Origin of the sequence: Curtobacterium sp. MCJR17_020 (genome assembly GCF_003234365.2) — a bacterium.
Classification (GTDB): Bacteria; Actinomycetota; Actinomycetes; order Actinomycetales; family Microbacteriaceae; genus Curtobacterium.
Window position 1 is genome coordinate 2612905 of record NZ_CP126260.1, and the last position, 20014, is coordinate 2632918.

The 20014-nt window shown below is 70.9% G+C and carries 19 protein-coding genes; 2 read left to right on the forward strand and 17 right to left on the reverse strand.

Annotated elements, in window-relative coordinates:
* Positions 1 to 4 precede the first annotated feature (4 nt).
* On the reverse strand, positions 5 to 721 hold the full coding sequence (locus tag DEJ14_RS12250; protein WP_111086608.1) for a response regulator transcription factor: 717 nt from the start codon (positions 719 to 721) through the stop codon (positions 5 to 7).
* Between the two features lie 131 nt (positions 722 to 852).
* Positions 853 to 2112, reverse strand: coding sequence for a class I SAM-dependent RNA methyltransferase (locus DEJ14_RS12255; RefSeq protein WP_111086609.1), 1260 nt, complete (start codon positions 2110 to 2112; stop codon positions 853 to 855).
* A gap of 14 nt (positions 2113 to 2126) precedes the next feature.
* Here DEJ14_RS12255 and DEJ14_RS12260 point away from each other — a divergent pair, with 14 nt between their 5' ends.
* Together DEJ14_RS12260 and DEJ14_RS12265 are read left to right on the forward strand one after the other, a co-directional pair.
* The gene (locus tag DEJ14_RS12260) at positions 2127 to 2921 is read left to right on the forward strand and encodes a Maf family protein (RefSeq protein WP_111086610.1); all 795 of its coding nucleotides are present in this window, start codon (positions 2127 to 2129) and stop codon (positions 2919 to 2921) included.
* 79 nt (positions 2922 to 3000) lie between these two features.
* On the forward strand, positions 3001 to 4785 hold the full coding sequence (locus DEJ14_RS12265) for an acetyl/propionyl/methylcrotonyl-CoA carboxylase subunit alpha (protein ID WP_111086611.1): 1785 nt from the start codon (positions 3001 to 3003) through the stop codon (positions 4783 to 4785).
* A gap of 88 nt (positions 4786 to 4873) precedes the next feature.
* Here DEJ14_RS12265 and DEJ14_RS12270 read toward each other — a convergent pair whose 3' ends face one another.
* From DEJ14_RS12270 to DEJ14_RS12340, 15 genes are all read right to left on the reverse strand, one after another.
* Positions 4874 to 5827: a type IV toxin-antitoxin system AbiEi family antitoxin gene (locus DEJ14_RS12270; protein WP_111086612.1), complete on the reverse strand. Its 954-nt coding sequence runs from the start codon at positions 5825 to 5827 to the stop codon at positions 4874 to 4876.
* Between the two features lie 188 nt (positions 5828 to 6015).
* On the reverse strand, positions 6016 to 7692 hold the full coding sequence (locus tag DEJ14_RS12275) for a phospho-sugar mutase (RefSeq protein WP_111086613.1): 1677 nt from the start codon (positions 7690 to 7692) through the stop codon (positions 6016 to 6018).
* Positions 7689 to 8531 (reverse strand): purine-nucleoside phosphorylase, encoded by an 843-nt coding sequence (locus tag DEJ14_RS12280; protein ID WP_111086614.1) that lies wholly within the window; start codon positions 8529 to 8531, stop codon positions 7689 to 7691. Before DEJ14_RS12280 ends, DEJ14_RS12275 begins: the two co-directional genes overlap by 4 nt.
* Before the next feature lie 53 nt (positions 8532 to 8584).
* Positions 8585 to 8863, reverse strand: a complete 279-nt coding sequence (locus DEJ14_RS12285; RefSeq protein WP_111086615.1) for a PTS sugar transporter subunit IIB — start codon at positions 8861 to 8863, stop codon at positions 8585 to 8587.
* The gene (locus DEJ14_RS12290; protein WP_111086616.1) at positions 8860 to 9306 is read right to left on the reverse strand and encodes a PTS sugar transporter subunit IIA; all 447 of its coding nucleotides are present in this window, start codon (positions 9304 to 9306) and stop codon (positions 8860 to 8862) included. The genes DEJ14_RS12285 and DEJ14_RS12290 overlap by 4 nt, the downstream gene beginning before the upstream one ends.
* A gap of 3 nt (positions 9307 to 9309) precedes the next feature.
* Positions 9310 to 10422: an adenosine deaminase gene (locus DEJ14_RS12295; RefSeq protein ID WP_111086617.1), complete on the reverse strand. Its 1113-nt coding sequence runs from the start codon at positions 10420 to 10422 to the stop codon at positions 9310 to 9312.
* A 120-nt stretch (positions 10423 to 10542) separates the two neighbouring features.
* A complete protein-coding gene (locus DEJ14_RS12300) occupies positions 10543 to 11841 on the reverse strand; it encodes a thymidine phosphorylase (protein WP_111086618.1) in 1299 nt (432 codons plus the stop codon).
* 5 nt (positions 11842 to 11846) lie between these two features.
* Positions 11847 to 12326, reverse strand: a complete 480-nt coding sequence (locus DEJ14_RS12305; protein WP_111086619.1) for a cytidine deaminase — start codon at positions 12324 to 12326, stop codon at positions 11847 to 11849.
* Positions 12327 to 12345: 19 nt separating this feature from the next.
* A complete protein-coding gene (locus DEJ14_RS12310) occupies positions 12346 to 13635 on the reverse strand; it encodes an ABC transporter permease (protein WP_111086620.1) in 1290 nt (429 codons plus the stop codon).
* Positions 13632 to 14969, reverse strand: a complete 1338-nt coding sequence (locus DEJ14_RS12315) for an ABC transporter permease (RefSeq protein WP_502868760.1) — start codon at positions 14967 to 14969, stop codon at positions 13632 to 13634. Before DEJ14_RS12315 ends, DEJ14_RS12310 begins: the two co-directional genes overlap by 4 nt.
* Complete coding sequence (locus DEJ14_RS12320) at positions 14966 to 16486, reverse strand: ABC transporter ATP-binding protein (protein WP_111086621.1); 1521 nt, start codon at positions 16484 to 16486, stop codon at positions 14966 to 14968. Before DEJ14_RS12320 ends, DEJ14_RS12315 begins: the two co-directional genes overlap by 4 nt.
* Positions 16487 to 16573: 87 nt before the next feature.
* The gene (locus DEJ14_RS12325; protein WP_111086622.1) at positions 16574 to 17638 is read right to left on the reverse strand and encodes a BMP family lipoprotein; all 1065 of its coding nucleotides are present in this window, start codon (positions 17636 to 17638) and stop codon (positions 16574 to 16576) included.
* A 234-nt stretch (positions 17639 to 17872) separates the two neighbouring features.
* Entirely contained in the window at positions 17873 to 18385 is a 513-nt protein-coding gene (locus DEJ14_RS12330) for a hypothetical protein (protein WP_111086623.1), read from the reverse strand.
* Positions 18382 to 18744 (reverse strand): hypothetical protein, encoded by a 363-nt coding sequence (locus DEJ14_RS12335; RefSeq protein ID WP_146249831.1) that lies wholly within the window; start codon positions 18742 to 18744, stop codon positions 18382 to 18384. The genes DEJ14_RS12330 and DEJ14_RS12335 overlap by 4 nt, the downstream gene beginning before the upstream one ends.
* Positions 18745 to 18840: 96 nt before the next feature.
* Positions 18841 to 19956 (reverse strand): mannose-1-phosphate guanylyltransferase, encoded by a 1116-nt coding sequence (locus tag DEJ14_RS12340; RefSeq protein WP_111086625.1) that lies wholly within the window; start codon positions 19954 to 19956, stop codon positions 18841 to 18843.
* Positions 19957 to 20014: the final 58 nt, after the last annotated feature.

The window sequence follows — 20014 nt, forward strand, 5'->3', positions numbered from 1 at the left end:
GTGTTCAGCGACCGTCGCCGTCGGGGTCGATGCCCGAGTCGAGCCCGGGGAGGATGCCGTCCTCGACCGCCCGTCGCAGGAGGTCGACCTTCGTCGGGGCCGGGCGACCGACCTCGACGTACTTCACGCGGATGCGGTCGAGGTACTCACGGGCAGTGGAGTACCCGATGCCGAGTTGCTGCGCCGCCAGCTTGAGCGGCAGGCCCGAGGCGTACAGGTGCAGGATCTCGCGCTCGCGTCGGCCGAGCTGGGCCTTCGCGAAGTCGCGGTCGGCGTCGATGGCGCTCGCCCACTCGAGGTTGTTCAGCACGTCACCACGCGCGACGGTGGCGACCGCTGCCATCACCGTCTTCGTGGCGGACGACTTCGGGATGACACCGGCAGCCCCTGCTGCGAGTGCCTCACGGACGTTGGCGACGCGGTCCGCGATGGAGTGCACGAGCACGGCGGAGCCGGTCCCCTGCACGCCCTTGACGTTCTCGGTGACGGTCGAGCCGTCACCGAGGGACAGGTCGAGGACGACGACGTCGACCTCGCGCCCGTCGAGGTTCTGGACGTACTCGGGCACGCTCGCGGCGGTGAGCACCACCTCGAAGCCCTCGTTCTGGCACGCCGCCTGGATCCCGAGTCGCACGGACTCGTGGTCGTCCACGATCGCGACCCGGACCGGCCTGGTGGCCGTGCCCGACGTCTCGGCTGCGGTTGTCGTTCCTGCTCCCACTGTGGCCTCTCGTTCCGATGTGCGTCCCCGGCCCCTGAAACCGGATCGCCATCAGCGCCCAGGATACCCAGGCTGGACTCAGGTCCGGGGAAACCGGACGCGCCACGCGGACGAAACCGCCCGGTTGCCCGTCACCGCGCGGGCGTCAGGCGCGCCACGGCCTCCATGTGGTGCGTGTGCGGGAACAGGTCGAACGCCCGCAGCGCCTCGAGCTTGTACCCCAGGTCGGCGAACGTCGCGACGTCGCGGGCGAGCGCGACGGGGTCGCAGGCGACGTAGACGACCTGCGACGGGTGCAGGGCCGCGATCTGCTCGACGACCTGACGACCGGCACCGGCGCGCGGCGGGTCGAGGACGATCGTGCCGGCGCGGAACCGGTCCTTCTCGGCGCGCGAGGCGTTCGCCACCGTGGTCGCGAGCCAGCGGTCGACCCGGCCGGTCTCGGCGCGCGCACCGAGCCACTCGGCGAGGTTCTCCTGCGCGTGCTCGGTCGCGCGTGCGGCGCTCTCGACGCTCGTGAGGCGCGCCTTCGGGCCGACGAGGTCGCCGAGTGCGGCGGCGAGCAGGCCGACGCCGCCGTACAGGTCCAGGTGGGTGCCCTCGGGGTCGAGTCGGTCGCGGTCGACCAGGTCCTGCACGGCCTCGGTGAGCACCGACGCCGCGGCACGGTGCACCTGCCAGAAGCCGTTGTCGTCCACCTCGAAGGTGCGCTCCCCCACGACCTCGGTCACCACGGTGGGCTTCTGCTCGTCGATGACGAGGCGCGCCCCCTCGGAGCCGCTCGGTGCCAGCACGTCGATGACCGACGAGCCGGGCATCACGCCACGGCCGAGCGGCGCGCTCTCCTGCACGGCGTCGTTCGCGAGCGGCAGGCTGGTGACGGGGATGACGGAGTGCGAGCGCGCGGCGAACGGGCCGGCGGTGCCGTGCTCGTCGACGTGCAGCCGGACCCGGGTGCGCCAGCCGAGGCCGTTCGCGGCGTCGTCACCGGGCGCCGCCTCGACGACGACGTCTGATCCCAGGACCTCCGTCAGGTCGGTGTGCGCGAAGCGCGAGAACGAGTCGACGAGCACGTCGTGCTTCAGCGTGCGCTGGTGGGCGAGGGCGATGTGGCCGAACTCGGCACCGCCCGGGCGCGTCTCGGGGTCGCGGTCGAGCGCGGCCTCGGCCCAGACGTGGTCGACGCGGTGCTCGCTCGGGGTGACGACGCTGACGGTGTCGGCGCGCCAGAACGACTTCTTCCGGTCCTCGGTCACCCGGGCGACGACGCGCTCCCCGGGGATCGCGTCCGAGACGAAGACCACCCGGCCTTCGTGCCGTGCCACCGAGATGCCGCCGTGGGCGATCCCGGTGACGTCGAGTTCGAGCAGCGTTCCGACGGATTCACCCATGGTTCGATGGTCCCATGCGTCTGTACCTCGCGAGTACATCCCCCGCCCGCCGAGCACTCCTCGCCCAGTCCGGGATCGAGCCCGTGCTCGTGTCGCCCGGGGTCGACGAGGACGCCGCGGCGTCCGCTGCCGCCACCGCGCTCGGCCGTGACCTGACCGGCCCGGAGCTCGTGTCGCTGCTGGCCGTCGCCAAGGCATCGGCCGTCGCGGACGCCGACGTCGCCGGGTCGCCGGTCGACGGCTTCGTGTTCGGCGGCGACTCCGCCTTCGAGGTCGACGGGCGCCTGTACGGCAAGCCGCACGACCCGTCGGTGGCCCGGGAGCGCTGGCGGCAGATGCTCGCCGCCGGCGGCGGGACGCTGTGGAGTGGGCACTGCGTGATCGATCGACGACGCGACGACCGGCGCCGCGACCTGGACCCGGCCACGGGACGGACGGGAGGCCCGGATGCGGCCCGCCCCGTGCCTCCCGTCCGCAGCCTGGTGACGTCTCCTGCCGGCGTGCCGGAGCTGGGGGACGTCGCGCCCGGTGGGTCGGCCCTGGCCGCCGGCGGCGACCGCGTGGTCGCCGTGGACAGCGCCGTGCTGACGTTCGCCGACGACCTGTCCGCCGAGGAGATCGACGCGTACGTGGCGACGGGCGAGCCGCTCGAGGTCGCGGGGGCGTTCACCATCGACGGGCTTGCGGCGGCGTACATCTCGCGCATCGACGGGGCGCCGTCGGCGGTGGTCGGGTTGTCCCTGCCGGTGCTGCGGTCGATGCTCCTCCGCGGCTTCGGCGTCCGCTGGCACGAGTTCTGGTCACTGTAGACATCCGCACTTGTTCGGCCCGGTTCTTTGTGGGTGCCAGTCAATTCGTGCTCCCGTTGCACGAATACGCTGATGTCTCATGCCCCGTATCAGCAAGGTCCTCATCGCGAACCGCGGCGAGATCGCCGTCCGCATCATCCGCGCGGCCCGCGACGCAGGCAAGGCATCGGTCGCCGTCTACGCCGACCAGGACCGTGACGCCCTGCACGCCCGCCTCGCCGACGAGGCCTACGCGCTGAACGGCACCACGAGCGCCGACACCTACCTCGTCATCGACAAGATCATCTCGGTCGCCCGACGGTCCGGCGCGGACGCCGTGCACCCGGGCTACGGGTTCCTTGCCGAGAACGCCGACTTCGCCCGTGCCGTCATCGACGCCGGACTCACCTGGATCGGCCCGTCGCCCGACTCGATCGAGCGCCTCGGTGACAAGGTCTCCGCGCGCCACGTGGCCGAGAAGGTCGGCGCGCCGCTCGCCCCCGGCACCATCGAGCCCGTCAAGGACGCCTCCGAGGTCATCGCGTTCGCCGACGAGGTCGGCCTGCCCGTCGCCATCAAGGCGGCCTTCGGCGGCGGTGGCCGTGGCCTGAAGGTCGCACGGACGCGCGACGAGGTCGCCTCGCAGTTCGAGTCGGCGACGCGTGAAGCCATCGCGGCGTTCGGTCGGGGCGAGTGCTTCGTCGAGAAGTACCTCGACAAGCCGCGCCACGTCGAGACCCAGTGCCTGGCGGACGAGCACGGCAACGTCGTCGTCGTGTCGACGCGTGACTGCTCGCTGCAGCGCCGGCACCAGAAGCTCGTCGAGGAGGCGCCCGCGCCCTACCTGACGGACGCGCAGCAGGAGCGACTGTACGAGTCGTCGAAGGCGATCCTGCGCGAGGTCGGCTACGTCGGTGCCGGCACGTGCGAGTTCCTGATCGGCGCCGACGGCACGGTGTCGTTCCTCGAGGTCAACACCCGCCTGCAGGTCGAGCACTGCGTGTCCGAAGAGGTCACCGGCATCGACCTGGTGCGCGAGCAGTTCCGCATCGCCGAGGGCGGCGTGCTCGACTACTCCGACCCGACGCCCCGCGGGCACTCGTTCGAGTTCCGCATCAACGGCGAGGACCCGGGCCGCAACTTCTTCCCCGCGCCCGGCCCCGTGCACGCGTTCAACGCGCCGTCCGGGCCCGGTGTCCGCGTCGACTCGGGAGTCGTGAGCGGCGACGTCGTGTCCGGTTCGTTCGACTCCATGCTCGCGAAGCTCATCGTCACCGGCGCCACCCGTGCCGAGGCGTTGGAGCGCTCGCGTCGAGCACTGGCCGAGTTCGAGGTCACCGGCCTGCCGACCGTGCTGCCCTTCCACCGTGCGGTCGTGTCGGACCCGGCGTTCGCGACGGACGACTCCTCGCCGTTCTCCGTGTACACGCAGTGGATCGAGACCGACTTCGTCAACGAGATCCCGGCGTGGAGCGGCTCCCCCGAGGAACTGCCGGCACCGGCTTCGCGCGACTCCGTCGTCGTCGAGGTGCAGGGCAAGCGCATCGAGGTCACCATGCCGTCGATCGTCGGTGGCGGTGCCGCCGCCGGAGTCGCCGGTCGTCGTCCGGCCGGTCCCTCCGCTCCCCCGAAGCGCCGCTCGTCGGCGGTCAAGGGCGGCATCGCGAAGTCCGGCGGGTCCGTCGCGTCGCCGATGCAGGCGACCGTCGTGAAGCTCGCGGTCGCCGAGGGTGACACCGTGGTGAAGGGCGACCTGCTCGTCGTGCTCGAGGCCATGAAGATGGAGCAGCCCGTGCAGGCCCACAAGGACGGCGTCGTCACCGGGCTGAACGCCCCGGTCGGCCAGACGGTCTCCTCCGGTCACGTGCTGCTCGAGCTGGCGTAGGCGCGCGCGGCGGTCGCACGCGGACCGTCAGCTCGGGTTGCGCCCCGCTGTGGTCATCGCACCCCGACTCTTCGGGGCGCGATGACCGTCAGAGGGCGCGGATCGCAGCATGACGCCAGGCAGTACTCCAGTTCGGGCCGAGCGGCACTCCGGCGTCGTGCAGGATCCGCGGGAGCTGCCCCGCGGGCATCGCGTCCGACCACATCACCCGTGCGAAGCCGTTGACCCCACGGCGGCGGCGGAGACGGTCCTCCCGCCGCTTCTCGTCGACCAGGGCGTCTGCCGCTGTACGCCCTCGCCGCGGGTCGTCGTACTTCACCCGCCCGTCGAACTCGACGATCACCCCGGCTTCCGCGAACCACAGGTCCACCCGGTCGCGGAGCAGGCCGTCGTGCCGGAACTCCTGCTGCAGTACCGGGTCGGGAGCGCCGAGCACGTGCGCCCCCCACCGTGTGATGCTCTCCCCCGGTGACTCGGCGAGCGGATCCGCGTACTCGACCAGTTCCCGCGCGCGTCGATGCCCGCGAGCACGACGACCTCCGAGCGCTTCGAGGATCGTCGCCCGCTCGACGCCGCGCCGCAGCACCGCGTCGAGCACGACGATGGCGCGCCACGGGTGTTCGCGAAGGGCGACGTCGACCGCGGTCTCGGTCAACGTCGTGACGGGCACACCGTCGACCTCGACCGAGGACGGTCGCCGGCCGGCGCTGCCGATGCGCTGGACGCTCCGCTTGACCTGGCCCCGGTCCCGGGACGGGTCGGTCACCGTGACACGCTCGCCGAACGCCCCGATCCACGGAAGTCCTAGCATGGCGACCGCTGACCGGTGCGACACCACGACGGAGCCCGTCCCGCCGGCGAGCACACTCCGCACGAGCATGCGATGTCGTTCGCGTTCCGTCATCGACGCCCACTCGCCCGACCCGATGTACGTGCCACGGTGCACCCGGACGAGGTCGCCGGCATCCGCTGCGCGACGGATCGCCGACGCACGACCGGGGTCCTGCGCGAGGCCGACGGTCGAGATGGGTTCGTGTTCCATGCTCCGATGATCGCGACGCACAGTCCGTCGCGAGCGGGGTCCGCGCGATCTGTGGACAGGCCACGGGGCAGCGCACCCCGTTGCGAGCATCGCGCCCCGAAGAGTCGGGGCGCGATGCCCGCAGCGGGGCGCAACACGAACGAGCGGAGCGCTACCGGGGCACGACACGAACGATCCGGGCAGCGGCCCTAGGAGACCAAGGGGCGGACCGACGCCGCCAGGGCGTCGACGAGGCGCTGGGCCTCGGCGGGGGTCTCGGCGACGGTGTCGATGTACACCTTGACCTTGGGCTCGGTGCCGCTCGGTCGGACGATCACCCGCGCGTCACCGGTCAGGTCGTAGCGCAGGATGTCCGACGGCGGGAAGCCCTCCACCCCGTCGACGTAGTCCGTGACGGTGCGGACGTCCAGCCCGCCGAGCGACGACGGCGGCGCGGACCGGAGCGACGCCATGATCTCCCCGATGCGGGACAGGTCGTCGACGCGGGTCGCGACCTGCCCGGACGCGAACGCCCCGAACTCGGCGGCGAAGGCGTCGAGCTGCCCGGCGATCGACGATCCGGCAGCGGCGAGGTCCGACGCCAACGACAGCAGCGCCAGTGCCGCCGAGATGCCGTCCTTGTCGCGGACGACCGACGGGTCCACCAGGTAGCCGAGTGCCTCCTCGTACCCGAAGAGCAGCCCGGGGACCCGCGAGACCCACTTGAAGCCGGTCAGGGTGTCGCGGTACTCCAGACCGTGGCGGGCGGCGACGCGGGCCAGCGCCGGCGACGAGACGATCGACGCCGCGAGGGTGCCCGTGGCGCCGGTCTCCGACGCGCGGACGGCAGCCTGCCACCCGAGCAGCCACCCGACCTCGTTGCCGGACAGGCGGCGGTAGGTCGGAGCCCCGGAGTCGGAGACCGCCGGGATCGCGAGCGCGAGCCGGTCGGCGTCGGGGTCGTTCGCGATGACGAGGTCTGCGCCGACGGCGAGCCCGCGGGCGATCGCCAGGTCCATCGCGCCGGGTTCCTCGGGGTTCGGGAACGACACGGTCGGGAACGCTCCGTCCGGCTCGATCTGCTCCGGCACGACCGCGGGCGACGCGAACCCGGCGGCGGCGAACACCGCGCGTGCGGTCTCCCACCCGACACCGTGCATCGCCGTGTACACGACCGTGGGCTGCTCCTGCAGCGGCAGGGTCGGCGTCGCCACCGTGGCGGCCGTCGCGGCCACGTAGGCGTCGAGCAGCGCGGACGACGCGACGCTGTAGTCGGTGCCCCGGGGCAGGTCCGTGATCGACCCCGCGGCGACGGCGTCGATGGCGTCCGCGATGCGACCGTCGACCGGCGGCACGATCTGCGACCCGTCGTCGTCCTGGCCGAGGTAGACCTTGTACCCGTTGTCCCGGGGCGGGTTGTGGCTCGCGGTGACCATCACCCCGGCGCCGACGTCGAGGTGCCGCACGGCGAACGCGAGCACCGGCGTGGGCAGGGCGACCGGCAGCAGCGTGACCTCGAGCCCGAGGCCGCGCATGACCTCGGCGGAGTCGCGCGCGAAGACGTCGGAGTTCACCCGGCCGTCGTACCCGATCACGACGCTACGCGACCGGCCCGTGTCGATCAGGAAGCGTGCGAGACCGGCAGCGGCCTGCGACACGACGACCCGGTTCATGCGGAGCGGTCCGTAGCCGAGCTCGGCGCGGAGGCCGGCGGTACCGAACTGCAGCCGTCCGCCGAACCGTGCGGCGAGTGCCTGCACGGCCGGACCGGAGCCGTCGGACGCGGCGTCGATCGCGGCGGTCAGCTCGTCGCGGGTCTGCGGATCCGGGTCCTGCGCGAGCCAGGACCGAGCCGTGCCGAGCACGTGGTCGAGATCGATCTTCACGACGCCGGCTGCCCGAGGGCGGTCACCACGCGGGCGAGCAGGTCCGCGATCACGGGCTCGGCCTGCTTGCCAGCCTCGAGCACCTCGGTGTGCGAGAGCGGCGTCTTCTGGATGCCGGCGGCGAGGTTCGTGATGAGGGAGAACCCGAGGACCTCCATGCCCGCCTGACGGGCGGCGATGGCCTCGAGCGCGGTGGACATGCCGACGATGTGTCCGCCGATGGCCTTGGCCATCTGGACCTCTGCCGGGGTCTCGTAGTGCGGGCCGCGGAACTGCGTGTAGACGCCCTCGTCCAGGGACGGGTCGACCGACCGCGCCACGTCACGCAGCCGGGCCGAGTACAGGTCGGTGAGGTCGATGAACGTCGCACCCTCGAGCGGGCTGTCGGCGGTCAGGTTGATGTGGTCGCTGATGAGCACGGGCGTACCGGGCGTCCAGTGCTCCTTGATGCCACCAGCGCCGTTCGTCAGCACCATGACCGTGGCACCCGTGGCCGCGGCGGTGCGGACGCTGTGCACGACCCGGCGGACGCCATGGCCCTCGTAGTAGTGCGTGCGTGCGCCGATGACGAGCGCGTGGCGGCCGTCGGCGAGGCGGATCGACCGGATGGTGCCGGAGTGTCCGGGCACCGCCGAGGCGCTGAACCCGGGGACCTGGTCCGCCGGGATCTCGGACACGGTCTCACCGATGATGTCGGCGGCCTTGCCCCAGCCCGAGCCGAGGGTCAGGGCGATGTCGTGCCGCTCGATGCCGGACTTCGCGGCGATGACGGCGGCAGCGTCGCGCGCGACCTCGAACGGGTCGGCAGCGGGGTCGTTCAGCGGGTTCTCGGTGCTCATGCCCCAACTCTAAAGGGCCGACGCCCGGCACAGCGGCCGCCGGCGCACCCGCCTCAGTGCTCGCCGAGCGCCCGGTCCACCGCCGCCGTGATCTCACCCTGGTCGAAGTGGTTCCGGATCACGATGACCTCGGCGTAGGTGTCGCCGATCGCCTCGACGAACTCCTGGCTGGTGAGGATCACGTTGGCGTCGTTGGACACGTCGCGCACGGAGGCCACGTCGGCCGCGACGACCGATGCCTGCAGTCCGAGGGCGGACAACGCCTTCTCGGCGTTCACCTTGAGGATCCCGCTCGAGCCGATGCCCGCGCCGCAGATGGTCACGATCTTCACGCGGACACCCCCATGATCGTGCGGACCTCGTCCGCCGTCGTCGCGTCGGCGATCCGCCCCGTGACGGCCTGGTCGTTGAACAGGTTCGCGATCTCGCCGATGGACTCGAGGTGCGTGCCGACCCCGGCGACCGCGAGCCCCAGGACCACACGGACCGGGTCGTTGTGCGGGTGGCCGAACGCGACCGGTGCTTCGAGGGTCACGACGGCGAGCCCGTCGCCGAGGACCGCGCCACCCGGTCGGGCGTGGGCGAACGCCAGGCCCGGCGAGATCACGATGTACGGCCCGTGTTCCTCGACCATGCCGATCATGGCGTCCGTGTACTCGTCGGTCGCGGCTCTGGACGCGACGAGCGCGCCGCCGGCCAGGCGCATCGCGTCACGCCAGGTGGGCGCGGTGGCCCCGAGGAGCACGGCGGCGTCCGGCAGCGGCGGCAGTCCCATGCGTCAGGCCTCCGAGTACCCGGAGGTGATGGTCGCGATGATCTCCTCGCGGTCCTCGAGCGGCAGGAAGGAGCCGAGCGCCGCGTTGATCTGGAACGCCGCCAGGTCGTCGAGGTCGTAGCCGAACGTGCCGGCGAGCAGTGCGAGCTCCTTCGACAGCGACGTCCCGCTCATCAGGCGGTTGTCGGTGTTCACCGTGACCCGGAAGCCGAGCTGGTAGAGCACGTCGAAGGGGTGGTCGGCGAGGTCGTCGCCCCAGGCCGCGATCGCACCGGTCTGCAGGTTGGAGGACGGCGAGACCTCGAGCGGGATCTCGCGGTCGCGGACCCACGACGCGACCTCGCCGAGGGAGGCCAGCGTCGAGCCGTCACCGGCGTCGGAGAGGGTGACGTCCTCGAAGATCCGGACGCCGTGCCCGAGGCGCAGCGCGCGGCCGTCGACGAGCGCGGACCGGATCGAGGCGAGTCCGTCGGCTTCGCCCGCGTGGACGGTGACGGGGAACAGCTCGGATGCGAGGTGGTCGAACGCGGCACGGTGGTTCGAGGCGGGGAACCCGGCTTCGGCACCGGCGATGTCGAAGCCGACGACCCCGTTGTCACGGTGCCGGACGGCGAGCTCGGCGATCTCGAGCGAGCGGTCGGCGTGGCGCATCGCGGTGACGAGCTGGCCGACGCGGATGCGCCCGCCCGCGGCGTCGACCGCTTCCTCGATGCCGGCCTGGACGGCCTCGACCGTCTCGTCGAGCGTCAGCCCGCCCTGCAGGTGCTGTTCCGGGGCCCAGCGGACCTCGCCGTACACGACGCCGTCGGCGACCAGGTCCTCGACGAACTCCTTCGCGACGCGGTGCAGCTGCGGAGCCGTCTGCATGACCGAGATGGTGACGTCGAACGTCTTCAGGTACTCGACGAGCGAGCCCGAGTTCGACTGGTCGGCGAACCACTGCCCGAGCTCGGACGGGTCGGTGGTCGGCAGCGTGACACCCGCGGCACCGGCAAGCTCGACGATCGTCGCGGGGCGCAGGCCGCCGTCGAGGTGGTCGTGCAGCGAGACCTTCGGCAGGTCGTTGATGACCGCTCCGGCGTCGGGCAGGCGGTAGGTCGGGGCGTCGGCGCTCATGCGACCAGGCTATCGGTGGTCAGCGACCGCGCGCAGGCACCTGTGCACAACAGACCCGTGCACAGACTGGAGGCTCTCCACACGTGTGCGGAGAGCCTCCAGTCGGTCGGACGGTCGCGTTCAGCCCGCGATGCGCTCCCGCACGATCGGCCCGCGGGCCGCCACGGCAGCGTCGGACGAGCCGATCGACCACGCACCCTCGAGCGACTCGAGCGCGCGCGGGATCCGCGAGGCGTCGTCGGTGTGCAGCGTCCAGAGCGGCTGCCCCTCGGTCACGGTGTCACCGGGCTTGACGTGCAGCTCGATGCCCGCCCCGGCCTGCACCGGGTCCTGCGCGCGGGCACGACCGGCGCCGAGGCGCCAGGCCGAGACGCCGAACGGCAGGGCGTCCTGCTGCGCCAGCACACCGGACGACGGCGCGGTGACGACGTGCTGCTCGCGAGCGACCGGCAACGCGGCGGAGGGGTCCCCACCCTGCGCGGAGATCATCCGGCGCCAGGTGTCCATCGCGCGACCGTCCGCCAGCGCCGCGGTGGGATCGGCGTCCGGCAGTCCAGCCAGCGTGAGCATCTCGGAGGCCAGCGCGACGGTCAGCTCCACGACGTCGGCCGGACCGCCGCCCTCCAGCACCTCGACCGACTCCCGCACCTCGAGCGCGTTGCCGATCGTCAGCCCGAGCGGGACCTCCATGTCGGTCAGCAGCGCCGAGGTCTTCACCCCGGCGTCGTTCCCGAGGTCGACCATCGTCTGCGCGAGCTCGCGCGACGCCTCGTACGTCGGCATGAACGCACCGGAACCGAACTTCACGTCGAGCACGAGCGCACCGGTGCCCTCGGCGATCTTCTTCGACATGATGCTCGACGCGATGAGCGGGATGCACTCGACGGTGCCGGTGATGTCGCGCAGGGCGTACAGCTTCTTGTCGGCGGGTGCGAGACCCGAGCCAGCGGCGCAGATGACCGCGCCGACGTCGGACAGGATCTCCATCATCCGGTCGTTCGACAGCGCAGCCTGCCACCCGGGGATCGACTCGAGCTTGTCGAGCGTCCCGCCGGTGTGACCGAGGCCGCGGCCGGACAGCTGCGGCACCGCGACGCCGAACGACGCCACCAGCGGTGCGAGCGGCAGCGTGATCTTGTCGCCGACCCCGCCCGTGGAGTGCTTGTCGACGGTCGTCTTGCCGAGCGACCCGAACGACATCCGCTCCCCCGACGCGATCATCGCGAGCGTGAGGTCCTTGACCTCGCGCCGCTCCATCCCGTTCAGGAAGATCGCCATCGCCATCGCGGCCATCTGCGGGTCCTCGACGTAGCCGCGCGTGTACGCATCGACGAGCCAGTCGACCTCGGCGGTGCTCAGGGCGCCGCCGGATCGCTTCGTGCGGATGAGGTCGACGGTGTCGAACGGCTCGACGGCCATGTGGATCAGTGCTCCTGCTGGTAGGTGGCGAGGGTGCGCGGCCCGAACGCCTCGGGCAGGACCTCGTCGATGGTGCGGATGCCCGAGACCGTCTCGAGGAGCATGCCCTCGGTCGAGTGCTCGAACAGCAGCTGGCGGCAGCGGCCGCAGGGCATGAGGGTCGCCCCGTCGCCGTCGACGCACGTGAACGCGACGAGCTTGCCGCCGCCGGTCATGTGCAGCTGCGACACGAGCGAGCACTCCGCGCAGAGCGTCACCCCGTAGCTCGCGTTCTCGACGTTGCAGCCGGAGACGATCCGGCCGTCGTCGGTGAGCGCCGCGGCGCCCACCGGGAACGACGAGTACGGCGCGTAGGCGCGTCGCATGGCAGCGGTCGCTGCCGTCCGCAGGGCGGTCCAGTCCACGTCGGACGGGAGGCCCGGGGCTGCGTCCGCAGGGGCTGTGGCGGTGACCGCCTGGTCACCTGGTTGCTGCGTGTCGGTCATGTGCCGTGCCTCCTGGCCGTCAGCTCTTGATGTACGGCTTGCCGGACGCGGCGGGACCGCGCGACTGACCGACCAGGCCGGCCACCGCGAAGATCGTCACCACGTACGGCAGCATCAGCAGGAACTCGCTCGGCACGGGCGAGTCGATCGCCCCGAGCGTGTTCTGCAGGTTCGACGCGAAGCCGAACAGCAGCGCCGCCAGCGTGGCCTTGATCGGGTCCCAGCGACCGAAGATGACGGCGGCCAGGGCGATGTAGCCGGCTCCCGCGGTCATGTCCTTCGTGAACGGTCCGACCGCGTCGAGCGTGAAGTACGCGCCACCGAGGCCGGCGATCGCGCCGGCGAGCGACACGTTCCAGAACCGGGTGCTCGTGACGTTGATGCCCACCGTGTCGGCAGCCTGCGGGTGCTCGCCGACCGCGCGGAGGCGCAGGCCCCAGCGGGTCTTGAACAGGCCGAAGGTGACGACCGCGACGGCCACGTACGCCAGGTAGACGATGACGCTCTGCTCGAAGAACACCGGACCGATGACCGGGATCTGGTGGAGCAGCGGGATCTCGAACTTCGGGAACCGGACGCCGACGTTGAGCGTGGTCTCGTTCGGGGACAGCACCTGCGAGTACAGGAAGCCGGTCAGGCCCGAGATGAGGGCGTTGATGACGACACCGACGATGACCTGGTCGACGAGGTACTTGATGCTGAACGCGGCCAGGATGAACGACACGAGCACACCGGCGACGAGCGCGCCGACGAGCCCGACCCACGCGGAGCCGGTGAGCGATGCGATGAGCGCCGAGGTGAACGCACCCGCGAGGAACTGGCCCTCGATGGCGATGTTCACCACGCCGACCCGCTCGGAGATGACGCCGCCGAGGGCACCGAACACGAGCGGGACACTCAGCCCGAGTGCGCCGACCAGCAGGCCGGGCAGCGGGATCGTGGCGCCGGCCGCTGCCCACGTCAGGAAGCCGACGACGAAGACGATCGCGAAGACCGACGTCACCCAGAGCGGGACGTGCCGGTACGCGCGGACCTCGACGAAGGCGTAGACCGTGGCGATCGCGAGGAGCACGACGACGACGTAGCCGGTCGGTGCCGCCGACAGTGGGACGTTCGGCAGCGCGACGAAGTCGCCGGCGTTCGCGAGCCGGAAGGTGGTCGTGCCGGCACGGCTGAGCAGGACGAAGAACACGACCGCGAGCAGCGTGAACACGGCGTACCCGATCGGGAGCTTTAAGCTGCGGGTCGTCTCGACCGGACGGTCGGACAGGGGCGACGCAGGCGCCGCGGTGGGGCTGAGGGTGCTCACGCGGCGACCGCCTTCTTGCTGTTCTTGCTCGTCTTCGTGCGCTGGCGGGCTCCCGGCTGCGGGATCCGGAAGATCGCGCGGACGAGCGGCGGCGCAGCGATGAACAGGACGATGAGGGCCTGGATGACACCGACGATGTCGATCGGGATGCCGTTGGCGGCCTGCATGGCGTAGCCACCGTTCTTCAGCACACCGAACAGGATCGCGGCCCAGAACACGCCCCACGGCTTCGAGCGGCCGAGCAGCGCGACGGTGATCGCGTCGAAGCCGATGCCGGCGTCGATGCCCGAGGTGAAGCCCGTCGTGACCGCACCCTGCACCTGGTAGGCACCGGCGATGCCGACGAGGGCACCGGAGATGACCATCACCCAGATCGTCAGCGCCGGCACGCTCATGCCGGCGACGCGGGCGGCACGAGGGTTCTCACCGATCGTGCGGAACCGGAAGCCGAGCGACGACTTGTTGACGAGCCACCAGACCACGACGACGGCGATGATCGCGACGATGAAGCCGAGGTCCACGCCGTACCGCACGCCGAACAGCTGCGGCAGCAGGGCGCTGTCCTTCGTGGCCGGGGAGATCGGGTTGCTGCTGCCGGGAGCCTGCAGCAGACCGGGGGTCCGGAGCAGGTAGCTGACCAGGTAGAGCGCGACGTAGTTGAGCATGATCGTGACGACCACCTCGTTCGCACCCGTGCGCGCCTTGAGGACACCGACGATCCCGCCCCAGACCGCACCGCCGACGATGCCGGCGACGATCGTGAGCGGGATGTGGATCGCGGCGGGTCCGTCGAACGAGAACCCGACCCAGCCGGCGGCCGCGGCCCCCATCAGGATCTGGCCCTGGCCGCCGATGTTGAACAACCCGGCGCGGAAGGACAGCGCGATCCCGAGGCCGGCGACGACGAGCGGCACAGCGTAGTCGATCGACCGGGTGAGCGGGGCGATCGCCTGCTGGAAGCTGGTGGCGCCGAAGTTGACCACCGAGCCCTGGAACAGCGAGGCGTAGGCGCCGCCGACCGCGGTGCCGATGGCCTGGAGCATGTCGGCGGGACGGGCGAAGAAGTAGCCGGCCGTGGCGCGGACGTTCTCGTCGGTCAGGGCGATGAGGATGCCGCAGGCGACGAGGGCGAGCACGACCGCGAGGACCGTGACGAGCACGGAGCCGTTCAGGATGCTCTGCATCGCGGCGTGCCAGCGGTCGGTGCCGGGGGCGCCGTTGCGGCGCTCGGTGTCCTCGGCCGAGTCCGTCATCAGGTGCGGGGTCTCCGGGGCCTCCTGCAGACGGTCGTCGGTGAGCGGCTGCTGCGTGTTGTCTGGGTCCTGCGCGGTCACGCTGCCAGCTCCGTTCCTTCGGGGATCTCGCCGGCCATCATGAGGCCGAGGACGTCTCGCGGGGTGGTCGCCGGCACGATCCCGACGATGCCGCCGCGGTACATGACGGCGATGCGGTCGGCCAGTGCCACGACCTCGTCGAGCTCGGTGGAGACGACGATGACGGGCACACCGGTGTCACGGGTGGCGACGATGCGCTTGTGCACGAACTCGATCGACCCGACGTCGATGCCGCGCGTGGGCTGCGCGGCGACGAACAGTCGGAGCTCGCGGCTGAGCTCGCGGGCGAGGACGATCTTCTGCTGGTTGCCGCCGGACAGCCGACCGGCAGCGGTCGCGCGGCCCGGCGTGCGGATGTCGAACTCGGCGATCTTCTCGTCGGCGAAGGCGTCGCGCTCGGCGGCGCGGATGGTGCCGGCGCGGACGAACGCGTCGTGGTCGGACCGGTCGAGCATGAGGTTCTCCGCGATGGTGAACTCGCCGACCAGGCCGTCCTCCTTGCGGTCCTCGGGGACGAAGCCGACGCCGGCGTCGAGCACCTGCTTGACGCTGCGGCCGGTGAGCTCCTTGCCGTCCAGCGTGATGCGGCCGGCGTGGACGGGCTCGAGACCGAGGATCGCCTCGGTGAGCTCGGTCTGTCCGTTGCCCTGCACCCCGGCGATCGCCAGGACCTCGCCGCGACGGACCGAGAACGACACGTCGTCGACCAGCACGATCCCGGACGGGTCGGTGACGGTGAGGCCCTCGACGACCAGGGCGTCCTCGCCACCGGTCGACGGCGTCTTGTCGACGACGAGGGAGACGGCGCGGCCGACCATCATCGCGGCCAGCTCGTTGTTGGTCGCCGCGGGCGAGGCCTCGCCGACGACCTTGCCGAGCCGGATCACCGTGATGCGGTCGGCGACCTCGCGGACCTCGCGGAGCTTGTGGGTGATGAAGACGATCGCGGTGCCGGCTTCGCGGAGCTGCCGCATGATGCCCATCAGCTCGTCGGTCTCCTGCGGGGTGAGGACGGCCGTCGGCTCGTCGAACACCAGCACGGAGGCGTCGCGGGAGAGCGCCTTGATGATCTCGACGCGCTGCTGGACGCCGACGGGCAGGTCCTCGATCTTGGCGTCGGGGTCGACGTCGAACCCGAAGCGGTCGGAGATCTCCTTGACCCGCTTGCGGGCGCCGGCCAGGTCGAGTCGGCCACCGAAGGTGGTCTGCTCCTGACCGAGCATGACGTTCTCGGCGACGGTGAAGACGGGGACGAGCATGAAGTGCTGGTGCACCATGCCGATGCCGGCGCGCATGGCGTCACCGGGGCCGTCGAAGTCCTGGACCACGTCGTCGAGCAGGATCTGGCCCTCGTCGGCGTCGTACAGGCCGTAGAGGACGTTCATCAGGGTGGACTTGCCGGCGCCGTTCTCACCCAGGAGGCAGTGGACCTCACCCGGCTCGACGGTGAGCGAGATGTGGTCGTTGGCGACCAGGGCGCCGAACCGCTTGGTGATGCCGCGGAGTTCGAGCTTCATGTTCGGGAGTCTATTTCTGTCTCGCGCGCGCCACGCGGGCGCACGAGAACGCGGGCGAGGGAAGATCCCCCGCCCGCGTCCATCGGGTTAGGACTGGGTCTTGACCTTGATCGAGCCGTCGATGATGCCGGCCTTGATGTCGTCCAGTTCGCCCTGCAGGCCCTTGTCGACCTTGGACTCGTAGTCGTGGAACGGCGCGATGCCGACGCCCTCGTTCTCGAGCGTGCCCACGTACGGGGTCTTCGAGAACTTCTTGTCGGCCGCCTGCTCGACGACGTCCTTCACGGCCGGGCGCATGCCCTTCTCGACCGAGGTGAAGGCGATGTCCTTGTAGCGCGGGTCGGCCTCGTAGAGGTCGCTGTCCGCACCGATCAGGACGGAGCCGTTGTCGGCGTCCTTGATGGCCTCGGCAGCCGACTGGTAGATCGGACCGCCGACGGGCAGGATCACGTCGGCGTCCTGGTCGAGGAGCGTCTGCGCGACCGACTTGGCCTGCGTGCCGGCCTCGAAGCCACCGGTGAACGAACCCTTGCCGGTGTCGACGTTCCAGCCCTTGACCTGGACGTCCTTGTCCTTCTGCTCGTTGTAGTACTTCACGCCGTCCGCGAAGCCGTCCATGAAGATGGTGACGGTCGGGATCTGCATGCCACCGAAGGTGCCGACGACGCCGGTCTTCGAGTAGGACGCCGCCGCGTAGCCGGCGAGGAACGCGGCCTGCGAGGTGTCGAACGTGATCGGCTTGACGTTCTCCGCGTCGATCGAACTGTCGTCGATGATCGCGAAGTCGGTGTCGGGGTTCGCCGCAGCCTGCTTCTTCGTGGCGTCGGCGAGGTTGAAGCCGACGGTCACGACGAGGTTGCAGTTCTGGCCGATGAGCTGCTGGATGTTCGAGTCGTAGACGGTGGCGTCCTTCGACTCGGCTTCCTTGTAGGTGGCACCGAGGTCCTTGGCGGCGTCCTTCATGCCCTCGTAGCCGAGCTGGTTGAACGACTTGTCGTCGAAGCCACCGGCGTCGGAGACCATGCAGGGGCGGAAGTCGGTCTTCTTGGCGGTCGTCGTGTCGGACGGCGCCGAGGCGCAGCCTGCGAGGACGGCGGCGGTGCCGAGGAGCGCGAAGCCGCTGAGGACGACGCGTCGGGTACGAGATGTCACGGGTGGGTTCCTCCGGGGAGCGTGCCCGGACCACGTGCGTTCCGGGCGATCGTGGCGACAGTACACGACCGCCCGGCCGGTACAGGACCCGTTGCCCCGGTCCGGTGGATCGGTTACGGGATCGCGACCGCGCCGAAACGCGCCCGTAACGCGAGGTCACCCGTAGACCCCCAGTTCGAGGGGTTTGTCGGTGGAGCGCTACAGGACGTGGCCGGACCGACCGAACGCTGGAGGTCAGAGCTCGTCGGCGTCACCCGGGAAGCACAGCGAGACGGCCTGGACGGTGTAGTTCCCCGAGTAGGCGTACACGCTGATCGAGGACACCCTGCCGGCGCCGGCGCCGAAGATCGCGGGCCCGTCACTGGAATCACGCCGGGTGACCTTCATCCCCTGCGCTTCCCAGTGCTCGGTCATCTGAGCGGCGTCGGCCTGGGGCCGCCCGGCCAGCGTGCTCCCCGTGAGGTAGCGCCACTGCGCGCCCGCCTCGCCGTCCGCGAGGACGCAGTCCTCCGCGTAGTCCGGCCCGGTGCGCGATCTCCAATCGCCGCCGAGGCGCTCGGTCGCGTCGTCGACCGCTTCCACCATCTGTCGCTTCGCGGTCTCAGCGTCCACTTGTGCCTCCGTTCGTCGTGAGTCTCCCGCGTCCGGCTCGTGCAGGGCGCAACCCGCCAGGATCGCGGAAACCGCCGCCAGCGCGAGCGAACTCGCGACGGTACGGCGAAGCGTGGTCCAACGGTTGGCGATCATCGTTCTCCGATCAAGGGGTCGAGGCGATCGAGCAGATCTTCGTCCCGGGCGGTCGGCGGCTTCGGACGGAACGGGCTGGCGTCGCCGTCGTTCCCGGTGGTGACCCGGCCGACGTTGTAGATCGACTCCGTATCCGCGTCCAGGTACCCCGCCCCGTCACTGGTGAGGGGGTCGTGGTTCAGGACCGGCCGCCGCTCCGGCGAACCAGCCGGATCGGTGTCCGTGCCGAACGTCGTTGCACCGAACACTGTCGTAGCGGGGTCCACATGGTGCCCGGGCGCGGTGCGACCGAGACCAGCCAGTTGGTCACCCTGCCCGGCCTCATCGGGGAGCACGTTCCGCGCCTGCCCCACGTACACGTGTTCAGCATGCAGTTTCCCCGCGGAATCAACCGTGTCGCTCCCCAGCGTCCCTACACCTGGAACATCACCGGACGGCAGCCCGGTGCGACGTCGTCACAGGACGTCGCCGCGACCGCTGATCTTGAGCGCGTCCACCACGCCCTTGACCCGCTGCGCGTTCGCACTGGTCGTGACGAGCAGCGCGTCGGGGGTGTCCACGACGACGATGTCCTCGACCCCGATGAGCGAGATGAGCCGCTGGCTGTGCGAGATCACGATGCCGCTCGACGAGTCGGCCAGGATGCGCGCACCGTCGCCGAGGACGGCGAGGTTGTTCGGGCGGCCACCCGACTGCAGCTTGGCGAGCGAGGCGAAGTCGCCGACGTCGTCCCAGTCGAAGTCGCCGGGGACGACGGCCATGCGTCCGGCAGCGGCAGCGGGCTCGGCGACGGTGTAGTCGATCGCGATCTTCTCGAGCGTGGGCCACACCGCGTCGACGACCGCGCCGCGGGCCGAGGTGTCCCAGGCGTCCGCGAGTTCGTTGATGCCGGCGAGCAGCGTCGGGTTGTTCCGGCCGATCTCCTCGAGCAGCACGTCGGCGCGGGCGATGAACATGCCCGCGTTCCACAGGTAGGTGCCCTGTTCGACGTAGGAGCGTGCGGTGTCCAGGTCGGGCTTCTCGACGAACGACCGGACGGCGTGCGCGGTCGGTGCGCCCTCGATGTCCAGGGTGTCGCCGTGCGCGTGGATGTAGCCGAAACCGATGGCGGGCTCGGTCGGCGTGATGCCGATGGTCGTGATGTACCCGGCACGGGCGACGGCGACGGCCTCGCGCACGGAACGGCGGAAGCCACGGGCGTCGCCGATGACGTGGTCGGCGGCGAAGGAGCCGATGACGACGTCGGGTTCGCGGCGCACGAGGATCGCCGCGGCGAGACCGATGGCCGCCGTGGAGTCCTTCGGCTCGCTCTCGAGCACCACGTTGTGGTCCTCGACCCCGGGCAGCTGCGACTCGACGGCGACGCGGTGCGCCCGTCCGGTCACGACCATGATCCGCTGGTCGCCCGCGAGCGGGGCGAGCCGGTCCCAGGTCTGCCGGAGCAGCGAGGCACCGGAGCCCGTCAGGTCGTGCAGGAACTTGGGTGCGTCCGCGCGCGACAGCGGCCACAGGCGCGATCCGATGCCCCCTGCGGGGATGATCGCGTAGAAGTCTTCGAGAGCGTCAGCCACGCGCTCACCGTACCGGTCCCACGGCGCGGATCCTGGGTGGTCTCCGCACGATTCCCGC

What these genes read in the sequence shown, in the direction of transcription:
- DEJ14_RS12265 (WP_111086611.1), top strand. Translation starts at nt 3,001, where the DNA reads ATGCCCCGTATCAGCAAGGTCCTCATCGCGAACCGCGGCGAGATCGCC.
- DEJ14_RS12300 (WP_111086618.1), bottom strand. Translation starts at nt 11,841, where the DNA reads ATGGCCGTCGAGCCGTTCGACACCGTCGACCTCATCCGCACGAAGCGA.
- DEJ14_RS12290 (WP_111086616.1), bottom strand. Translation starts at nt 9,306, where the DNA reads ATGGGACTGCCGCCGCTGCCGGACGCCGCCGTGCTCCTCGGGGCCACC.
- DEJ14_RS12260 (WP_111086610.1), top strand. Translation starts at nt 2,127, where the DNA reads ATGCGTCTGTACCTCGCGAGTACATCCCCCGCCCGCCGAGCACTCCTC.
- DEJ14_RS12295 (WP_111086617.1), bottom strand. Translation starts at nt 10,422, where the DNA reads ATGAGCGCCGACGCCCCGACCTACCGCCTGCCCGACGCCGGAGCGGTC.
- DEJ14_RS12305 (WP_111086619.1), bottom strand. Translation starts at nt 12,326, where the DNA reads ATGACCGACACGCAGCAACCAGGTGACCAGGCGGTCACCGCCACAGCC.
- DEJ14_RS12330 (WP_111086623.1), bottom strand. Translation starts at nt 18,385, where the DNA reads ATGATCGCCAACCGTTGGACCACGCTTCGCCGTACCGTCGCGAGTTCG.
- DEJ14_RS12280 (WP_111086614.1), bottom strand. Translation starts at nt 8,531, where the DNA reads ATGAGCACCGAGAACCCGCTGAACGACCCCGCTGCCGACCCGTTCGAG.
- DEJ14_RS12255 (WP_111086609.1), bottom strand. Translation starts at nt 2,112, where the DNA reads ATGGGTGAATCCGTCGGAACGCTGCTCGAACTCGACGTCACCGGGATC.
- DEJ14_RS12270 (WP_111086612.1), bottom strand. Translation starts at nt 5,827, where the DNA reads ATGGAACACGAACCCATCTCGACCGTCGGCCTCGCGCAGGACCCCGGT.
- DEJ14_RS12320 (WP_111086621.1), bottom strand. Translation starts at nt 16,486, where the DNA reads ATGAAGCTCGAACTCCGCGGCATCACCAAGCGGTTCGGCGCCCTGGTC.